This is a genomic window from Sphingobium mellinum, assembly GCF_037860795.1.
In the GTDB taxonomy this organism is placed as follows: domain Bacteria; phylum Pseudomonadota; class Alphaproteobacteria; order Sphingomonadales; family Sphingomonadaceae; genus Sphingobium; species Sphingobium mellinum.
The window spans coordinates 1-16,867 of sequence record NZ_JBANRK010000034.1 but is presented as its reverse complement, the minus strand read 5'-3'; the positions used below and the strand labels follow the sequence as shown (position 1 = coordinate 16,867).

The 16,867-nt window shown below is 60.8% G+C and carries 16 protein-coding genes and 5 pseudogenes; 11 read left to right on the top strand and 10 right to left on the bottom strand.

The window, feature by feature from the left end:
- On the top strand, positions 1 to 207 hold a 207-nt coding region (locus AAC640_RS17790), incomplete at its 5' end, for a hypothetical protein (RefSeq protein WP_340268697.1).
- Between the two features lie 11 nt (positions 208 to 218).
- Here the strand turns inward: AAC640_RS17790 and AAC640_RS17785 are convergent.
- Positions 219 to 911: a nitroreductase gene (locus AAC640_RS17785; RefSeq protein ID WP_340268695.1), complete on the bottom strand. Its 693-nt coding sequence runs from the start codon at positions 909 to 911 to the stop codon at positions 219 to 221.
- Positions 908 to 2,575 carry an AMP-binding protein gene (locus AAC640_RS17780; protein WP_340268693.1) on the bottom strand — a complete coding sequence of 556 codons (1,668 nt, stop codon included), beginning with the start codon at positions 2,573 to 2,575 and terminating at the stop codon, positions 908 to 910. The genes AAC640_RS17785 and AAC640_RS17780 overlap by 4 nt, the downstream gene beginning before the upstream one ends.
- Before the next feature lie 167 nt (positions 2,576 to 2,742).
- Here AAC640_RS17780 and AAC640_RS17775 point away from each other — a divergent pair, with 167 nt between their 5' ends.
- Positions 2,743 to 3,651, top strand: a complete 909-nt coding sequence (locus AAC640_RS17775; RefSeq protein WP_340268691.1) for a LysR family transcriptional regulator — start codon at positions 2,743 to 2,745, stop codon at positions 3,649 to 3,651.
- 14 nt (positions 3,652 to 3,665) lie between these two features.
- Here the strand turns inward: AAC640_RS17775 and AAC640_RS18435 are convergent.
- The 6 genes and pseudogenes from AAC640_RS18435 to AAC640_RS17750 form a co-directional block, all read right to left on the bottom strand.
- A pseudogene (locus tag AAC640_RS18435) lies at positions 3,666 to 3,749 on the bottom strand (integrase core domain-containing protein); the annotation flags it as partial.
- A gap of 427 nt (positions 3,750 to 4,176) precedes the next feature.
- Positions 4,177 to 4,938, bottom strand: coding sequence for an SDR family NAD(P)-dependent oxidoreductase (locus AAC640_RS17770; RefSeq protein WP_340268689.1), 762 nt, complete (start codon positions 4,936 to 4,938; stop codon positions 4,177 to 4,179).
- 22 nt (positions 4,939 to 4,960) lie between these two features.
- The gene (locus tag AAC640_RS17765; protein ID WP_340268701.1) at positions 4,961 to 5,047 is read right to left on the bottom strand and encodes a hypothetical protein; all 87 of its coding nucleotides are present in this window, start codon (positions 5,045 to 5,047) and stop codon (positions 4,961 to 4,963) included.
- 6 nt (positions 5,048 to 5,053) lie between these two features.
- Positions 5,054 to 5,270: pseudogene (locus AAC640_RS17760) on the bottom strand (thiolase family protein); the annotation flags it as partial.
- Positions 5,271 to 5,393: 123 nt separating this feature from the next.
- Positions 5,394 to 6,203 (bottom strand): IclR family transcriptional regulator, encoded by an 810-nt coding sequence (locus AAC640_RS17755; protein ID WP_340268687.1) that lies wholly within the window; start codon positions 6,201 to 6,203, stop codon positions 5,394 to 5,396.
- A 68-nt stretch (positions 6,204 to 6,271) separates the two neighbouring features.
- On the bottom strand, positions 6,272 to 6,595 hold the full coding sequence (locus AAC640_RS17750) for a hypothetical protein (RefSeq protein ID WP_340268685.1): 324 nt from the start codon (positions 6,593 to 6,595) through the stop codon (positions 6,272 to 6,274).
- Here AAC640_RS17750 and AAC640_RS17745 point away from each other — a divergent pair.
- The 6 genes and pseudogenes from AAC640_RS17745 to AAC640_RS17720 all read left to right on the top strand — a co-directional run bounded on the left by AAC640_RS17745 (position 6,594) and on the right by AAC640_RS17720 (position 13,640).
- On the top strand, positions 6,594 to 8,393 hold the full coding sequence (locus AAC640_RS17745) for a tannase/feruloyl esterase family alpha/beta hydrolase (protein WP_340268683.1): 1,800 nt from the start codon (positions 6,594 to 6,596) through the stop codon (positions 8,391 to 8,393). The two genes, AAC640_RS17750 and AAC640_RS17745, sit on opposite strands and share 2 nt — an antisense overlap.
- Positions 8,394 to 8,720: 327 nt before the next feature.
- Positions 8,721 to 8,957, top strand: a pseudogene (locus tag AAC640_RS17740) (TonB-dependent receptor plug domain-containing protein); the annotation flags it as partial.
- A 312-nt stretch (positions 8,958 to 9,269) separates the two neighbouring features.
- Positions 9,270 to 10,697, top strand: a complete 1,428-nt coding sequence (locus AAC640_RS17735; RefSeq protein WP_340268699.1) for a TonB-dependent receptor — start codon at positions 9,270 to 9,272, stop codon at positions 10,695 to 10,697.
- 112 nt (positions 10,698 to 10,809) lie between these two features.
- Positions 10,810 to 11,031 (top strand): hypothetical protein, encoded by a 222-nt coding sequence (locus AAC640_RS17730; RefSeq protein WP_340268681.1) that lies wholly within the window; start codon positions 10,810 to 10,812, stop codon positions 11,029 to 11,031.
- Positions 11,032 to 11,094: 63 nt separating this feature from the next.
- Positions 11,095 to 12,252 (top strand): alpha-hydroxy acid oxidase, encoded by a 1,158-nt coding sequence (locus AAC640_RS17725; protein ID WP_340268679.1) that lies wholly within the window; start codon positions 11,095 to 11,097, stop codon positions 12,250 to 12,252.
- Positions 12,249 to 13,640 carry a GntP family permease gene (locus tag AAC640_RS17720; RefSeq protein WP_340268677.1) on the top strand — a complete coding sequence of 464 codons (1,392 nt, stop codon included), beginning with the start codon at positions 12,249 to 12,251 and terminating at the stop codon, positions 13,638 to 13,640. Before AAC640_RS17725 ends, AAC640_RS17720 begins: the two co-directional genes overlap by 4 nt.
- Positions 13,641 to 13,763: 123 nt before the next feature.
- Here AAC640_RS17720 and AAC640_RS17715 read toward each other — a convergent pair whose 3' ends face one another.
- Positions 13,764 to 14,378, bottom strand: coding sequence for a TetR/AcrR family transcriptional regulator (locus AAC640_RS17715; RefSeq protein ID WP_340268675.1), 615 nt, complete (start codon positions 14,376 to 14,378; stop codon positions 13,764 to 13,766).
- A gap of 210 nt (positions 14,379 to 14,588) precedes the next feature.
- On the opposite strand from AAC640_RS17715, the gene AAC640_RS17710 reads away from it, so the two are divergent.
- The 3 genes and pseudogenes from AAC640_RS17710 to AAC640_RS17700 all read left to right on the top strand — a co-directional run bounded on the left by AAC640_RS17710 (position 14,589) and on the right by AAC640_RS17700 (position 16,482).
- Positions 14,589 to 15,842, top strand: coding sequence for a cytochrome P450 (locus AAC640_RS17710; protein ID WP_340268673.1), 1,254 nt, complete (start codon positions 14,589 to 14,591; stop codon positions 15,840 to 15,842).
- A 129-nt stretch (positions 15,843 to 15,971) separates the two neighbouring features.
- Positions 15,972 to 16,223: pseudogene (locus tag AAC640_RS17705) on the top strand (transposase); the annotation flags it as partial.
- Positions 16,165 to 16,482, top strand: coding sequence for a hypothetical protein (locus AAC640_RS17700; RefSeq protein WP_340268671.1), 318 nt, complete (start codon positions 16,165 to 16,167; stop codon positions 16,480 to 16,482). The pseudogene AAC640_RS17705 and the gene AAC640_RS17700, both read left to right, overlap by 59 nt.
- Here the strand turns inward: AAC640_RS17700 and AAC640_RS17695 are convergent.
- Positions 16,458 to 16,796 (bottom strand): annotated as a pseudogene (locus tag AAC640_RS17695) (phosphate ABC transporter ATP-binding protein); the annotation flags it as partial. The gene AAC640_RS17700 and the pseudogene AAC640_RS17695 sit on opposite strands and share 25 nt — an antisense overlap.
- Positions 16,797 to 16,867: the final 71 nt, after the last annotated feature.

Sequence of the window (16,867 nt, the reverse complement as noted above, 5' to 3'; positions counted from 1 at the left end):
CATCGCCTCGATCCAACTCTATGCCCGTCGCATCGCAAGATCATGAAATACCAGCTGATAATTTCGAATCAGGCTCTGAGAAGAATACCGTCTCATTCAGCCATGCAAATGTCGATCATGTTGATCTCTATCGCCTGCGGTAGCTGGCGAGCGGATACGCCCGCCATGCTACTCGCTCGTAACGCAAAGGCGCTCGATCCCGCTTAAAAGTTCCAGGCTCAACGGTAATAGCGGACGAATTCGCTGGTGGCGACGCGTTCCGTCACCAGGGTGTTGACCGGCGCATGAGGGTCCGGAATGCCGAGCGCCATGCCGGAGACGATCACATGATCGTCCGGCACCGCCAGCACCTGGCGGACCGCCGCGCCATATTCCGCCCAGGCCTGCTGCGGGCAGGTCGCGAGGCCGAAGGCCGGCGCCAGCGTCATGACATTGGTCATGAAGTTGCCCATGTCGATCCACGCGCCATAGCCCCAGTCGCGCTCCATCGTGAAGAACAACCCTACCGGAGCGCCAAAGAAATCAAAGTTGCGCAGCAGCGCCTCCTGCCGGCCGGCATGATCGTCGAGCCCAACGCCATAGATGGCGAAAAGGTCAAAGCCGACCTTGCGCCGGCGCGCGCGATAGGGGTCGCGTATCTCCGCCGGGAAATAGGCATATTCGTCGCTGCGCTCGCCCGCGCGGACCGCGTCGGCCACCACGCTGCACAGGCGGGCGCGGGTTTGGCCCGTGACAACCTGCACCAGCCAGGGCTGCATGTTCTGCCCGGAGGGCGCGCGCGATGCGGCTGCCAGGATGCGGTCCACTACCGCGTCGGGCACAGGATCGGGCAGGAAGCGGCGGATCGAACGGCGCCCCGCGACAGCATCGAAAGCCGAGACGGCGGGATCGGGCTGGATACTGATGGTCATGATATGGCCGAAGGCTGCCGGGCGATCTCCTGCTGGCGCAGCAGGAAGCGCTGGACCTTGCCGCTGGGCGTCTTGGGCAGGTCGGTGACGAAGGCGATCTCGCGCGGATAGGCATGCGCGGACAGGCGAGACCGGACATGAAGCCGCAATGCCTCGGCGAGGGCCGGGTCCGGCTCATATCCCGGCTTGAGCACCACGAACGCCTTGATGATCTCGGTCCGTTCCGGATCGGGCTTTCCGATCACCGCCGACTCCATCACCGCCGGATGTTCGAGCAGCGCGCTCTCGACATCGAACGGGCCGACGCGATAGCCCGAAGTGGTGATGACGTCGTCCGAGCGGCCGACGAACGAAATGCTGCCGTCGTCGTTCAGTTCGGCCATGTCGCCGCTGCGGAAATAGGCGTCGGTCAGCGCCGGCGTCTCGCGCCCGGTATAGCCGGTAAACCACATCAGCGGCGATTGCGCCCGGTCCAGGGCCAATTCGCCCGCTTCTCCCAAGCCCAGTTCGCGATCGTCGGGCGACAGGATGACGACCCGGTAGCCGGGCACCGCATAGCCGGCCGATCCGACCCGCACCGGATGCGAAAGGCCATGATGGTTGCACACCACCATGCCAAGCTCGGTTTGCCCGTAATGATCATGGATCGTGACGTCGAGATTCTGGTCGAACCAGCGGATCACCTCGGGATTCAGCGGCTCGCCGGCGCTGCTGACCACGCGTAGCCGGCCCCTGATGCGGGCCGCCATCTCCGGTCCCGCGGCGAGAAACTGACGATAGGCGGTCGGCGAGCCAGCCAGATTGGTGATCCCATATTCAACAATCGTGTCATAGGTCGACTCCACGCTGAAGCCGCCTTCATGAAAGACCGTGGTCATGCCCATCGCAAGCGGGCCGATCACCGCATAATAAAGGCCATAGCCCCAGCCGGGGTCTGCGAGGTTCCAGAAACGGTCGTCCGCACGCAGATCGATCGCATAGCGCATATATCCGACGAATCCGGCGATCGCGCGCAGCGGGACGAATAGCGGCTTGGGCAACCCTGTCGTACCTGAGGTGAACATCATCAGGAACGGGTCGTCGAGTTCGAGCGGAACCGGCGCGATGTCGCCCGCCTTCCTGTCGATAGTGGACCAGAAATCCAGATCCCTGCCGTCGGCCGCTGACCCCACTATGATCGTCGCAGCGCGCGTATCAAGTCCCGTCAGCTTGGGCTGGTTTGCGGCATCGGCCACCACGACACGCGTATCGGCAAGCTGAAGCCGGTGCTCGATCGCCTTGGGACCAAAGGCGGTGAAAAGCGGCTGATACACCGCGCCGATCCGCCACGCCGCCAATATGGTGATCAGCAGTTCCGCCGTGCGCGGCAACAGCCCCGCCACGCGATCCCCCTTCGTAACGCCAAGGTCGCTCAGCACCGCGGCAAAACGCGACGACGCCCGGTCGAGTTCGGCAAAGGTCCAGTCGCGCGTGGCGCCGTCGGGCGCGCGATGACGCAGCGCCACCCGGCTCGGATCGCCGGCATGACGCGTGCAACAAATCTCGGCGGCATTGACGTTTCCGCCGTCATCCATCGCCAGGAACGCCACCGCCTCATGCGCATCGAAGCGGGCCGCAGCCTCGAAATAGGAAGGCTCTGCCACGGTTGCAGTTGATGCTGACATATCCTCTCCATCATTATGACGACCGGCGCCACGGTCACGGGTTCATTCGGGCATTTGGCGTTTCGGATCGGAATAATGCGGTTAGATCGGAGCGCAGTCCAATCCCGATTAGAGCTTGATTAAGCCGAATTTCGACATTATCCTGCGCCTGATGAGGGAAGACAGCGGTGCGGGTTGATCCCAGGCTCATGATCGAATTCGCCGCCATCGCGCAGGAACGCTCCTTCATCCGCGCAGCGCAGCGGCTGCAAGTCGCGCAACCCTGGTTATCCGCGCGGCTCGCCAAGCTGGAGAATATGCTTGGCTTCCGGCTGCTTGATCGCACGACCCGCAGCGTTGCCCTGACCGAGCGGGGCGCAGCCTTTCTGCCGGTGGCGGAGGAGATGGCTCGCTTGTCTCAAGCCGCGGACCGGTTATCGCTCCAGCTGGGTCGTCGCGCGCGACGCGTGCTGCGGATCGGCGCTGCGCCCAGCACCAAGATTATCCAGCACCGGCACGAGTTGCTGAATGATTTCGTACTGGCGCATCCCGATATCAGCCTTGAGCTGGAAATCGCCTGGTCAGTTCCGCTGCTGGCTAAACTCGAGTCAGGGGAGATCGACTTGTCTTTCATGATGGGCCAGGTCGACAGCGCGCGGTTCGAGCGCATAGTCCTGGCGCACTGCGGATTGGCGGTGACGGTGGCCCGGTCTCATCCGTGGGCGCGCCGACCGTGGGTTGAGAGCGCGGACCTAACGGGTCAATGCGTACAGGTGTTTACCCGTAATCTCAATCCCGGCTTGTGGGACATGACCTATGCACCACTGGTTAAAGCGGGAAGCCGATTCATAGAAATGCCCGAAATGGCCGAAGGCGCGCCTGTCCGGATGCGTGCGTCGGAAGATGTCGCGGCATTCTTCGACTTCGGAAGTGACGACCCAGGCGGGGTGGATGTGGTGCGCATTCCTTTGCGATCGCAGGTTGCCGTGCCCTTCCAACTGTTGCGAAACATCGACCATGCCGCGCAGGACGACGGGGCCTTCTGGGACATGGCGCTGCAGCGCAGCGTTCGCGGCGAGCTGAGCCCGATTGCGTGATTGGTATATGAACCCAGCTTTTGACGGGCATCGGCCAGGCTATCGATGCGTTCTTCGTTGAGCAGCTCATCGTGCAATGAGCCGTTGAAGGGGGCTATCAGTAATTTCCTGTGCGTCGAGGCGGTTGATCGTCAGGCCGTCATGGCCCTGATAAGATGTTCGCGAAGAGCACGGCAAATCGCGCCTACGCCAATGCGGCATCCTTGGCAGGGAGGTATCGACACAGACCGGTTTCACTTTGAACTCAGATCCTGCCATCAATCCGGAACGGGGGCATCTCCAATTCCGCCGATGCGGCTATCGACGCGAACGCAATCGTCCTGGTTGAACTCCGTCGCTGGTCAGGAAAGGGGCCATCAACTTCTCGATAGCCGACGCACAGGGGACGCGTCCGGGCATCCCGGACGGGCAGATTTGGGAGATCCGCGACAGCCGGCTTCAGGACTCAGGGGCCAAATGACGCGGGCGTTCACGGCCTGTGGCTAACGTCATTGCGACCTGATCATCACGCGTGCACCGGCGCTGCTACCTTGGCGCCATTCGGATGGCGCCGTCCAGGCGGACGACCTCGCCGTTCAGCATCGGGTTGCGCACGATCGATTCCACCAGTTGGGCATATTCGGAGGGCCTGCCCAGTCGGCTGGGGTGGGGCACCTGCGCGCCCAACGCATCCTGCACATGGCTCGGGAAACTCTCCACCATCGGCGTCAGAAAAATGCCGGGCGCGATCGTCATGACGCGGATCTTGTAACCGGCGAGATCACGGGCGATCGGCAGGGTCATGCCGACCACGCCGCCTTTCGAAGCACTGTAGGCGGCCTGACCGATCTGACCGTCATAGGCGGCGACCGAGGCGGTGTTGACGATGACGCCGCGCTCGCCGTCGATGTCTTCGAGCGCTGAAGCGCGCGCAGCGAATTTGGAAATCATGTTGAAGGTGCCGATCAGATTGACCTTGACCGTGTTTGCGAAGACGGCGAGCGAATGAGGCGCATTGTCCTTGCCCACAGTCTTCGCCGCAGGGGCCAGCCCCGCGCAGTTGACGAGGATGCGGGCCACGCCATGCGCCGCCTCCGCCACATCGAGGCCCGACGTGACGCTGGCATCGTCGGCGACATCCACCCCGACATAAAGGCCGCCGATGTCCTCAGCAGCAACCCTGCCCGTATCCTCGTTGAGGTCGAATATCGCTACCTTCGCGCCGTTCGCCGCGAGCATGGCCGCAGTCGCCTTCCCCAGTCCCGAAGCGCCGCCGGTGACGATGACGGCCAGTCCGTTGATATCCATAGTCCAATGACCTCCCGGAATTTCAGATCAGTTCAAACGCCATCGCGGTGGCCTCGCCGCCGCCGATGCAAAGGCTGGCCACGCCGCGCCTGAGGCCGCGATTTTCCAGCGCGGCGAGCAGGGTTGCGACGATGCGGTCATGGCCGATACGCGCGCCGCTGCGATTGGGCAAGGCATAGGGCGCATCGCTCATGCTTTCCATCCCGCCCGCGCCGACGACATCGGCCGCCGATGCCAGCGCCTTGTGCGCCCTGATGGCGGCCTGCATGCGATCCGCACATCTTGTTGACCGTCGCCGCCTCGGTATTGAGCCCAAGGCCGGCACCGATAACTACCGCATGTTCCTGGATCAACTGACCAGCATAGCCGGGGTGGCGCATATTCAGAGCAGCTTCGCGCTCAAATCCTTCATCAACTGCCCGTCGCCTCTGATCAAAGGCGGAGCTTAGCCGCGCTCAGCGTCGCAGGTTGCTGAGCGGCACCAGTTCCGCCACAGGGTTTGCCAGCCGCGCCTCTATCTGCTGCTTCTCCTCGAGTAACAGTTTTGCAAGAAGAGGTACGCGGTCGGGCTGCATCCTGTCGGGTATTGCGCCGATCGACAATGCGCCGACACATCTGCCCCCCATGCCGATAATCGTAACGGCGATCCCGTGACTGACCTTATTGGTCGCGTTGAAAGCGTACCCCGCTTTCCGCGTTGCTTGCACATGCTCCAGGATCAGTTCCGGCACATAGGCGGGGAAACGGTCTGCGATTTCCGCCGCGTTATGATCGATCGCCTGTGCGATTTCGTCGTCGCTCAACGTAGCCAGTATAGCGATCCCGGCCGAATGAATGCCGAGCGGGGGCCGATCCCCGACATGGGTCAGAAACGATCGGACCGGATAGGTTCCATCGACCCGGGCGACGCACAGGCTATGCCAGGCCTGCCGCTGCGTGAGCAGGGTGGTGTCCTCCGAAACCTCCACGATCCTGGCAAGAGACGGACCGGCCACTGAGGCCAGATCGTGGCGCATCGACGCAGTGGCACTAAGGGCGATGAGCGTCGATCCGAGCGAGTAGCGGGCGGAAACGGGGTTGCGTTCGACATAGCCTGCAGCCTCCAGCGCCCTTAGAATGCGATGGACGGTCGGCGTTGACAGACCCGAAGCCTGGGCCAGATCGTTTGCGCGCATGCCGATACGGTTGTCACGACCGATAAGGGCAATCAGCGATATCGCCCGCTCGATGGCCTGCACGCCCTTGCGCGCGGGATTGGCTTTCATGTGCAACTCCAACAGGGCCGCGGCGCCCCGCCACCCAACTATATCCTTGCTTGGACATATTGCGACATTCAAATTATGTCCACAATGTGGACTTGTTGCTTGAAGATGACCGGATGATCGCCGATGGAAAACTCCAGTAGCGGGCGCTTCTCATGATTTCCATGTAGCGGACCGCGGGAACGCAACGGGGAGGGGACAGAGATGGCATCGTCAAATCGGCTTCTCAATGTCGCCGCGCTGAGGGCGCGCACGACCCGTCGGCTGCCGCGACCAGTCTGGTCGACGTCTCCATGATCCGCGCCGGCCACATCGATGCGTTCGGGACCAATGAGCCAGCGGCGGCCCTGTCCAAAACTCCATTTTTTGCGGCATGAACGGCAGAGGAAGATCATGAAAACATCCCTATGGCTCACGGCGCTTGGGATTCTGGCGGGAACCTCTGCGGCACTGCCAGTGCATGCGGCCACACGATCCAAGTCGGCGCCGCTCAGCTGCGACGGCTCGATTGCGGCGAACTTCAAGCCGAACACGCAGACCAAGGTGCTGCTGGTCAAGTCGTTCAAGAAGGGTGACCCTTTCCCCAATATGCCGGTGGATCAACGGTTCGATCCCTCCGCTCCGCCCACGATGGCGACCGCTGACCTGTGCCTTGTGAAACTGCTGGTAGGCCCTGGCAATGCGGGGCCTGCGGGCGCGCCCTCGACCTCTGCCGGTATCGGCATCGAAGTGTGGCTGCCGGTCAAGAGCGCCTGGAATGGCCGCGTCCATGCCATCGGCGGCGCGGGCTGGGGTGGCACCGAGGAAGCCGACCCTGCCAAGATTTCGTCCTACACCCTGTCCAATGACCTCAGTTCGGCGCCCTTCGTGGCCGGTCAGGAAGGCGCGGTGACCGCGACCACCGACACGGGCCATAGCGGCGGGGTCGGCAGCGGCGCCTTTGCCATGAACCCCGATGGGTCGATCAACAAGGCGCTGCTGACCGACTATGCGTCGCGCGCCATCCATCAGCAGGTCGTCATGGCGAAGGCTTTGGCGAAGGCCTATTATGGCGTCGCGCCCAAATATACCTATTGGGACGGTCTTTCGAGCGGCGGCCGTCAGGCGCTCAAGCAGGCGCAGCGTTACCCGCAGGATTTCGACGGGATCATTTCGCTCGTCCCGGCGGTCAACTTGACGAAGCTGGCGATTGCGGACGTCTATCCGCAGATCGTAATTCAGCGCGATCTGGGCGGCCGATATATGACCGCCGACCAGCTCAACATGGTCTCCAACGCCGCGATCGGGGCCTGCGATGTCGTCGATGGCAAACATATGGGCTTCATCCTCGACAATGCCGCCTGCCGTTATGATCCGACCAAGGACAAGGCGGTGCTGTGCGCGGCCGACGGGGGCGACAACAAGACAGCCGCCTGCGTGACGCGCAAACAGGCGCTGGCGATCAACAAGTTCTGGTACGGCATGACGATTGACGGCAGCGTGCCCGATCCGGCGGTCGACAATGGCGTTGGCCCGCTTACCGGCAAGCGCAAATATTATGGGCTGCCGCGCGGCACCAACCTCCTTGTTCTGGCAGGGGGGGCGCCATTTGCGATCGGCACCGACATGGTGGCGCTGGCGATGCAGAACCCAACGATCGCTCAGCCTTCCTTCCACAATGCGAAAGCCAATGGCGCCGATGGCTGGAAGGCGCTGAGCTATGCGCAACTGGCCCAGGCGTTCGATGCCGGCATCGCGCTCAGCCCGCAGATCGGCGAACTCAACACCGACGATCCGGACCTGACCGCCTTCAAGGCGCGCGGCGGCAAGCTGATCCACGTTCAGGCCATCAACGATGAAATGGTGCCGTATCTCGGGTCGGTCGATTATCATGAACGGGTGCTGGCGAAGATGGGCGGCCAGAAAGGCATTGGCAGCTTCTATCGCTTCTATCTGATCCCCGGCATGGCGCACGGATCGCGCAACGGCACGACCAATCCCGATGCCAATCCGCCGCTCATCAGGCCGCATCAGGGCGAACTCTACGCGCTGCTGACGGGCTGGGTGGAAAAGGGCGTCGCGCCGGCCGATGTCGTGCTCAAGTCGCTTGGCGACACGCCTGTCGGCAAAAGCCTGCCGATGTGCGAATATCCGACGAAGGTCACCCATGTCGGCGGCGATATCAACCAGGCCGGCAGCTTCGCCTGCCGCTGATCGACGCGGCAGAAAATTGATAATGTAAGAACAAAAATCAATCGAACTATCACTTATCTTATTGATCTATCTAACAAAAAGGGGAGGTTTATGTTGAAATCATCTTATATGGCGTCGTCGTTGCTCGCGGCCTGTCCTGTCGCTCGGCATCGGCGCGCACGCCGCCTTTGCCCAATCAGTTGATGCATCGAGCCCGTCAGCCACTAAAGGCGACCAAGCCGACATCATCGTGACTGCAACGAAGCGAGCTGAAAGCATCCAGGATGTTCCGGCGACGATTGCCGCGTTCTCGCAGGAGGATCTGGCAAGCCGGAAGATCGAGGGCTCGAGGATCTTATCACGCAAGTGCCGTCGCTGAACGTCGGAAAGACCTTTGGCAGCAACATGGTAACCCTTCGCGGCATCAGCACGAACTCGACCAGCGGCTTCGAAGACGCGTCTGTGGCGATCCACGTCAACGGGATTTATCAGCCGCGCGCGCATGCCCTCGATATAGCGCAGTTCGATCTCGAGCGGATCGAAGTGCTTTCAGGGCCGCAGGGCACTCTCTATGGGCGGAACGCCACAGGTGGTGTCATCAACTACATCCTGCGCAGGCCAACGAAAGATACTAAGGCCGAAATTATCGGAAACGTCGGCAATTATAAGAGCTATGGCCTGCGCGGTTACATCTCCGGGCCGATAAGCGACACGGTCGGATTCCGGGTATCAGGCCTGTGGGACAACCGGGATAAGGGCTTCATTAAGAACCTGGCGCCGGGAGCGAGTAACAAATATGGTGACTATTCCGTCGCCGCTATTCGTGGCGTGTTGGCCTTCGAGCCGACAGACACGCTCCAGATCGATGTCGAAGGCTCATTTTCCAGCACGAAAGATATGTTAATCAGCACCGTTCTATCGCCTTCGCGGAACCCGTTTTGGGTGGGCTTGATGGGAGTTCAAAGTTACGCGCCTCGCACGATCGTATCAAATCTCCTCCCCATCAACGATACGAAGACGTATGCCGCCAGCGCGACGATCCGCTGGGACCTTGCTGACAATGTCAAGCTGACTTCGATTTCAGCTTATCAGAAATATAAGAATCACTTCCTTACTGATGGTGACATGAGTGCAAACACGCTCATAGAGTTAAGGCAGAGATATAAGTCAGATACAGTCACCCAGGAATTCAATCTCAATGCGGATTTATTCGATCGCCGCCTGAGTTCGATTTTTGGAGCATATTATTTTCATGACAAGGTTTTTGGGGCAACCGAGTTGTCTGGTAATTTTGGCAGTGGCCCCGCATTTGTTTATTTCGGGGGAATCGCCAATAAACTGAAGACCCGGTCGTTCGCTTTGTTCACCGATCAGACAGTGAAGGTAACCGACAGGTTCCGGCTGATCGGCGGTCTGCGCTACAATATCGATAAGAAAACGACGCTGAATCAGCTCACGTCCTGCGGGACTCGCGCTCCGATATTGGTTACCGACCAGAAGTTCACCTCCTGGACGCCGAAGGTCGGGGGCCAGTTCGATGTGACCAAAGGTGTCATGGTTTACGGCACCTGGCAGGAGGGCGTCAAAGCTGGCGGCGTCGCGTTGGGGACCTGCGCAAACGCGTTTAAGCCCGAAACGATCAAGGGCTATGAAGTGGGGTTGAAGACCCAGTTTCTCGACAACAAGGTCCGACTGAACGTCGCAGGTTACTGGTATGATTATGGCAACCTGCAGGTCCAGCAAACATTGGGCACGGCGGGGGGCTTTGCCGTGACGAACGCCGCAGCGGCCAAGATCAAGGGTGTCGAGGGCAATCTTGATGCGGCGATCACCGACAGGCTGCGGTTGAACATTGCCGGTATGGTCCAAAGCGCCAAATATACCAATTTCATCAATTGCGATGAAGCGGCATTCCTTGGCGCGTGCAGCGCGCTTGACCCGAGGTCGCAGAACGATCCGACGCGGCAGGAGCAGCTGGCTGGCAACTGGCTCAACCGCGCCGCACCCTGGTCTGTCAACGTCGGCTTGCAGTACACCTTCGACGTCGCGGGAGGGCAGCTGAAGCTGCGCGGAGAATCCTATTGGAGCGGCAGGCTGCACTTCAGTGAGTTCAACGGTCGTATCACTCAGCCGCCCTACAGTCTCCAGAATGCCTTTTTGACCTACACCCCGGAAGGAGACAAGTTCGAGATCCGTCTGTACGCCAAGAACATCGGCAATAAAGACTATTTTGCTCATGAAACCTACAACTCGTTCCCTGCCCAAGAACAGGCTTTCTGGGGTGATCCGCGGACATATGGTGCCGAGCTTTCGTACCGGTTCTGACGCGGCCGAAAAAAGTGGCGTTCCGCCTGGCCTGGCAATCAACGGTTCATGGAACCGTAGCTTCGGCTCGACGGCGTCCGTTCGGCTTGCCCGGACAATGCATCCGGCAAGGATGCGCTTCGTAAGTCCGCTTCCCTTCATCGACAGGGAAGCGGACTTCGCGCCAAAGGGCTATCCGGCGATCAACCTCGTCCAGCGCAACTTTCCGCTGCTCTTGGTCGACGTCGACCTCGCCTGTCGACAGGTGCGATGCACGTCTCTCCCGCTGGCAATGCCGACAGGAGTGGCTCGGTTGCCTGAACAGGGATCGGCAACAGCCGACCAGATGCTTTGACACATCGCAATGATGCGACGCGGCGTAGGTCTTGGTGCGAACAGTTGGAAAAAGGGTGAGATGATGACGTTTCGGTTGGAGAACGCGCACAACATTGCTGCGCTGCGCGATCGGGCGCGGCGCACGCTACCGCGCCCGATCTTCGACTATATCGACGGCGGGGCGGATGACGAGGTCACGCTGCGGCGAAATGCAGAGAGTTTTACAGATTACGAGATCGTGCCCGACATACTGACCGACGTGTCATCGGTGCGCACGGAAACCACGCTGTTCGGCAAGACCGTCCGCTGGCCGTTGATGCTGTCGCCGACCGGCCTGACACGCATGTTTCATGGCCAGGCGGAATTGGCGGTGGCGCGGGCGACCGCCGCGAACGGGCTGCTTTACAGTCTGTCGACCCTGGGTACGACGCGGCTGGAGGCGCTGGCGGATGCGTCGGCGGGTCCCAAGGTGTTTCAGATCTATATCTTCAAGGATCGCGGCCTGACGTCGGAGTTCGTCGCCCGCTGTAGGGATGCGGGCTTCGATGGCCTGACGCTGACCGTCGATACGCCGGTGGCTGGTAATCGCGAGCGCGACCGCCTGAACGGCCTTTCGATCCCGCCCAGGCTGACCTGGCGTTCGATGCTGAGTTTCGCGCTCCATCCCGGATGGTCTCTTCCGGCGCTGACCGGATCGAAGTTCGATTTCGCCAATGTCAGCCACCGGGTCGACGCGCTTGCTGGCGGCGGGATGAGCCTGTTCGATTATATCGGCGGGCAGTTCGATCCGTCGATCCACTGGCGCGATGTGGAATGGCTCGCGCGGGAATGGAACGGCCCGCTGGCGATCAAGGGCGTGATGACGGCGGAGGATTCCCGACGGGCGATCGCGTCCGGGGCGACCGGGGTCATCCTGTCCAATCATGGCGGACGCCAACTCGACGGCGCACCCGCGCCCGTCGATCAGATCGCGGCGGCGCGCGAAGCGATCGGCGATGGCGTCGATCTCATCTGCGATGGCGGCATCCGGCGCGGATCGGATGTCGTCAAGGCGCTCGCGCTGGGTGCGACCGCCTGCTCGATCGGGCGGCCCTATCTGTGGGGCCTTGCCGCCGGTGGTGAAGCAGGCGTGCGCCGCGCGCTGACGATCCTGGAGGAGGAATTTTATCGGACGATGGTGTTGGCGGGCGTCAATGACATCGCGAAGCTTGCAGCGCGCCACGTGCGACACCGGCGATGAGCATATTGTTTGCGGCGCTGCCGCTCCTGCTGCTGATGCTCGTCGCCTATCGCGGGTTCAGCGTCATCCTGGCCGCGCCCATACTCGCCATGCTGGCGGTCGCGTTTTATGATCCAGGCGCGGTTCCCGCCGCCTTCTCGGGCCTGTTCATGGCCAAGGTCGCGGATTTCCTCGGCCTCTATTTTCCCGTTTTCCTGATGGGCGCGCTGTTTGGCAAGCTGATCGAGATTTCGGGCTTTTCCAATGCCATCGTCGCGGCGGTCATCAGAATGGCGGGGCCGCACCGCAGCATGATCGCGATCGTGCTGGTCGCGGCCCTGCTCACCTATGGCGGCGTGTCGGTCTATGTCGTGGTCTTTGCGGTCTATCCATTCGGCGCGGCCCTGTTTCGCGAGGCAGAAATCCCCAAGCGCCTGCTGCCGGCGACGATCGGGCTTGGCGCGTTCACCTTCACCATGGATGCGCTGCCCGGCACGCCGCAGATCCAGAACATCATTCCCACAAATTTCTTCGGCACGACGACCTGGGCGGCACCGGGGCTGGGCGTCATCGCATCGCTGCTCATTTTCGGCGCGGGCATGGCCTATCTCGAAGCGCGCCGGAAGCGGGCTGCGCGCATGGGCGAGGGCTATGGCGCCATCCTCGTGAACGAGCCCGAGCCGCCCGTCGGCGACCGTCTCCCCCCGCTGGCGCTGGCGATCCTGCCGCTGCTGGTCGTGGCGCTGGCCAATCTCATCTTGACGATGCTGCTGCCACGCCTGCTGGGCGACAGCCAGAGCCTGACGCTGCCTGGCCTTGCCCATCCGATTATGATCGACGTGAAGAAGCAGGGCGCCCTGTGGGCGGTTCAGGGCGCGCTGCTGCTTGGCATCCTGACCACGGTGATCGGCGGCTATCGCAATATCGCGGCCCGTTTCAACGAGGGCGTTCGCACCGCGGTCGGCGGGGCGCTGCTCGCGGCGATGAACACCGCGTCCGAATATGGCTTCGGTACGGTGATCGCCGCCTTGCCCGCCTTCCTCGCGGTGCGCAGCGCATTGAGCCGCATATCCGACCCGCTGTTGAACGAGGCGGTGACGATTACGTCCCTTGCAGGGATTACCGGCTCGGCGTCAGGCGGCATGAGCATCGCCCTTGCCGCACTGGGCCAGGAGTTCGCGCGCGCCGGCGACGCGGCGGGCATCCCGCGCGAGGTGCTGCACCGCATCGCCTCCATGGCGAGCGGCGGCATGGATACGCTGCCCCACAATGGCGCGATCATCACGCTGCTCGCCGTTACCGGCCTGACCCACCGTCAGGCCTATCGCGACATACTGGCGTTGACCGGCATCAAGACGGCGACCGTTTTCGTGACGATCGCCGTCTATTATGTCACCGGAATCGTGTGAAGCGGAACGATCAGAGTTCCGTGACTGTAAAGCGGCATTGGGCAGCGTGCCCTGCAACGCCTGGAAGCTGGATCGGCCGGCTTCGTCCACCCTGCTATGCTGCATAAATGCGCAAAGTCGAACTCAGGCCCCCGCGGGTGGTGACAGAATGCCGCGTAGCACAAATTCACATCCAGCAATAAATTGCGGGTCTTTGGAGGGGTGCGTCCCGATATGGATCGCAAAGGCCCGCGTCACCGCAAGCAGCATGTCGGCACGCATATCGATTTCATTTTCTGCGCGGCCCTTCAGCAGAGAACCTAGTATCTTGCGGAACTCATCGCGAAACAGGCGGTCGACACGTGCGACAAACGCGGCGAATTTAGGATTGCGCGCCGCTTCCGCCAGCGTCTCCAGCGCGAGTGCCGCGCGATCATAATCCAGCATCCCCAAAGTATCGTTCATAAACTCATCGATGACCAAGTCGACACTGGGCTTGCGCGTACCGCGCAATCGGGTGAAGCGCGCCATAAAATCCTCGAAATCCCGCTCAACTAGCGCGATCATGATCGCTTCCTTTGTGGGGAAATATTTATAGAGGTGGCCGACGCCCATGCCGGCTTCGGCACATATGCGGCTGATGGTTGCGGCATGGAACCCTTCGTTGCGGACGCAGGCGCGGGCGGCGTCGAGAATCTGCGTTTCGCGACGTCTGAATCGTTCTTCCCGTCGCGCCTTAACCGTCGTCAAACCCGTCACTTTTTACCTCGATGTTACCTTACTCGGACTGCCGCAGAACATGCGAGCCTTACAGAGATTCATTAGGCCACAGAACGAAAAAAACCTGGAGTGAGGACTCACACCAGTTATTGACTTGGAGCTGGATCCGTCGCAACAAGGGTTAAGGCCTTCGCCGGCGCTGTCGCACTGGGGCCAAAAAAATGCCGATAATTAGGAGAATAATTGGCCATGACGCCGGCATCCCCACCCAGCTTTGCCGACCCGGAAATTCAGAAATGCCCATTTCCGTTCTATGATAGGTTACGCGAGGAGCTGCCGGTTTTCCATGATCCGGTGACGGGGCATTACGTACTCACCCGATATGATGACGTCCGCAAAGCGTTGCTGAGCCCCTCGATTCTCAGCAACAAGACACCCTTTCTGGGTGATCGCTGGACCCCTGAAGCCAATGCCATGTTCGCGAAGGACGGATGGTTGCCGATGGACACGCTGGTCTCCAACGACCAGCCGGAGCATCGCACATATCGCTCCCTGGTCGACAAAGCCTTCACTTCTGCGAAGGTAAAGGCGATCGAACCGGCGATCGACGAGATGATCGCAGACCTTATCGACGGCATCATCGACCGCGACGAGATCGATTTTCTCGAAGATTTCGCTATTCCGCTGCCGATGTTCGTCATCGCCGATCAACTCGGTGTGTCACGTGAAGACCGGGCGATATTCAAATACTGGTCGAACGTGGCAGTCGAAACGACCGGTCCGCTGCCCCCCGAACGTCAGCTGGAACTGGCGCGCGTCATAATCGAAATGCAACAATATATGGCGATCCAGATCGAGCGGGTTCGTACTACGCCGGACGACATGCTTATCAGCCGTCTGGCCAATTTGGATACGGACGGCCGCCGCCTTACTGATCGCGAACTTCAGAGTATTGTCTTCCAGATTCTTCTTGCCGGTAACGAGACGACGACAACGACATTGGCTTCGGGCATGCGCCTGATGATCGAACAGCCCGCACTCGCGGATGCGATCTACGCCGATCCGTCGCTTGCCAATGCCCTGACCGATGAGGCTTTGCGCGTCGCCACGCCGCTGCAATGCCTTTGGCGTACAGCATTGGCTGACATCCAATTTGGCGACGTGACGATCCCTTCCGGGTCTATTGTGGAAGTGCGCTTTGGCGCGGCCAACCGTGATCCCGCTCAGTTCGCCTGTCCCGCCGATGTTGACCTGCAGCGAAAAAATGCGGCGTCCCATCTGGCGTTCGGTGCGGGCATTCATATGTGCATCGGCAATCAGCTAGCACGGACTGAACTGCGCCTGGCGTTCCAGACGCTGACGCGTCGTATGACAAACTTCCGATTCAGCCGCGGCGAAGCCAGCTGCAGTCCTCTGGAAGGATACACACCATTCGGGTTGCGAGAGCTCTGGATGTCGTTCGATCCGCGCGAGGGCGACAAGTCGGTTATCACAACCGAATAGTCTCCTAGGCGGCTTTTGATTTGTGAATTTCTTGCTCAAAATATTTTTATTGGCGAATCAGTTGAGTCCTGGAGCGGTTTCCACACGAACTGCGCTGATGTGACTCATGCAGCATGCAGCATGCTGGTGGCAGGTGCAACCCCGCGCTTCCTTCCACCCTACAGCCCGGACTTCAACCCAATCGAGAAGGCATTCTCCCGGCTGAAGGCAATGCTGCGCAAAGCAGGCGAGCGAGCCGTCAGCGGGCTTTGGGGCCTGATCGGAAAGTTCGTCGATATCTTCCAGCCCGACGAATGCGCCAATTACTTCAAATCATGCGGATATGAACCGGAATGGGTGGAAATCCTTCGATACCCGGCACCTGGGCTATCTCGACACTGAAGACCTGAAGATCGATCCGCTGACGGGCCATATCCATGAGCTCGACGGAACATTGAAACAGATGATCGAACTCACCGACCAAGGTGCGTTTGTGAATGCGGTTCCGCTCCCATCAGTGAAGGATGCCGAAGCGCTGGCCTACGATCCCGTGCATGACCTCTACTTCGTGGCCTCGGGCGCCTCCAAACTGATCTGGGTCATGGACGCCTCACAAAACAGCGGAGAGCCCGTGCGTCAACCAAATCGGCCTGTCACATAATCATGGGTTTGGCTCAACTGCGGGTTCATGAAAATGCTGTTCGTAGGACCGAACTCAACCATCCGGCCAAGATACATGAAGCCCGTATAGTCAGCGATGCGCGCGGCCTGCTGAAGATTATGAGTGACGATGACTATCGTGAATTCCTTCTTCAGCTCCAGCAGAGTCGCTTCCAGCTTGGCGGTCGAAACCGGGGCCAGCGCCGAGGCAGGCTCGTCCAGCAGGAGGATTTCAGGCTCGACTGCAATGCCGCGCGCCACGCACAAACGTTGCTGCTGACCACCCGAAAGGCCGAGGCCTGGGTTATGCAGCTGGACGGCTCGAAAAACCGGTGGCGTCTGAGGGCTTGAGGTGATTCACTGCCCGTACGCGACAGCGGAGGCAG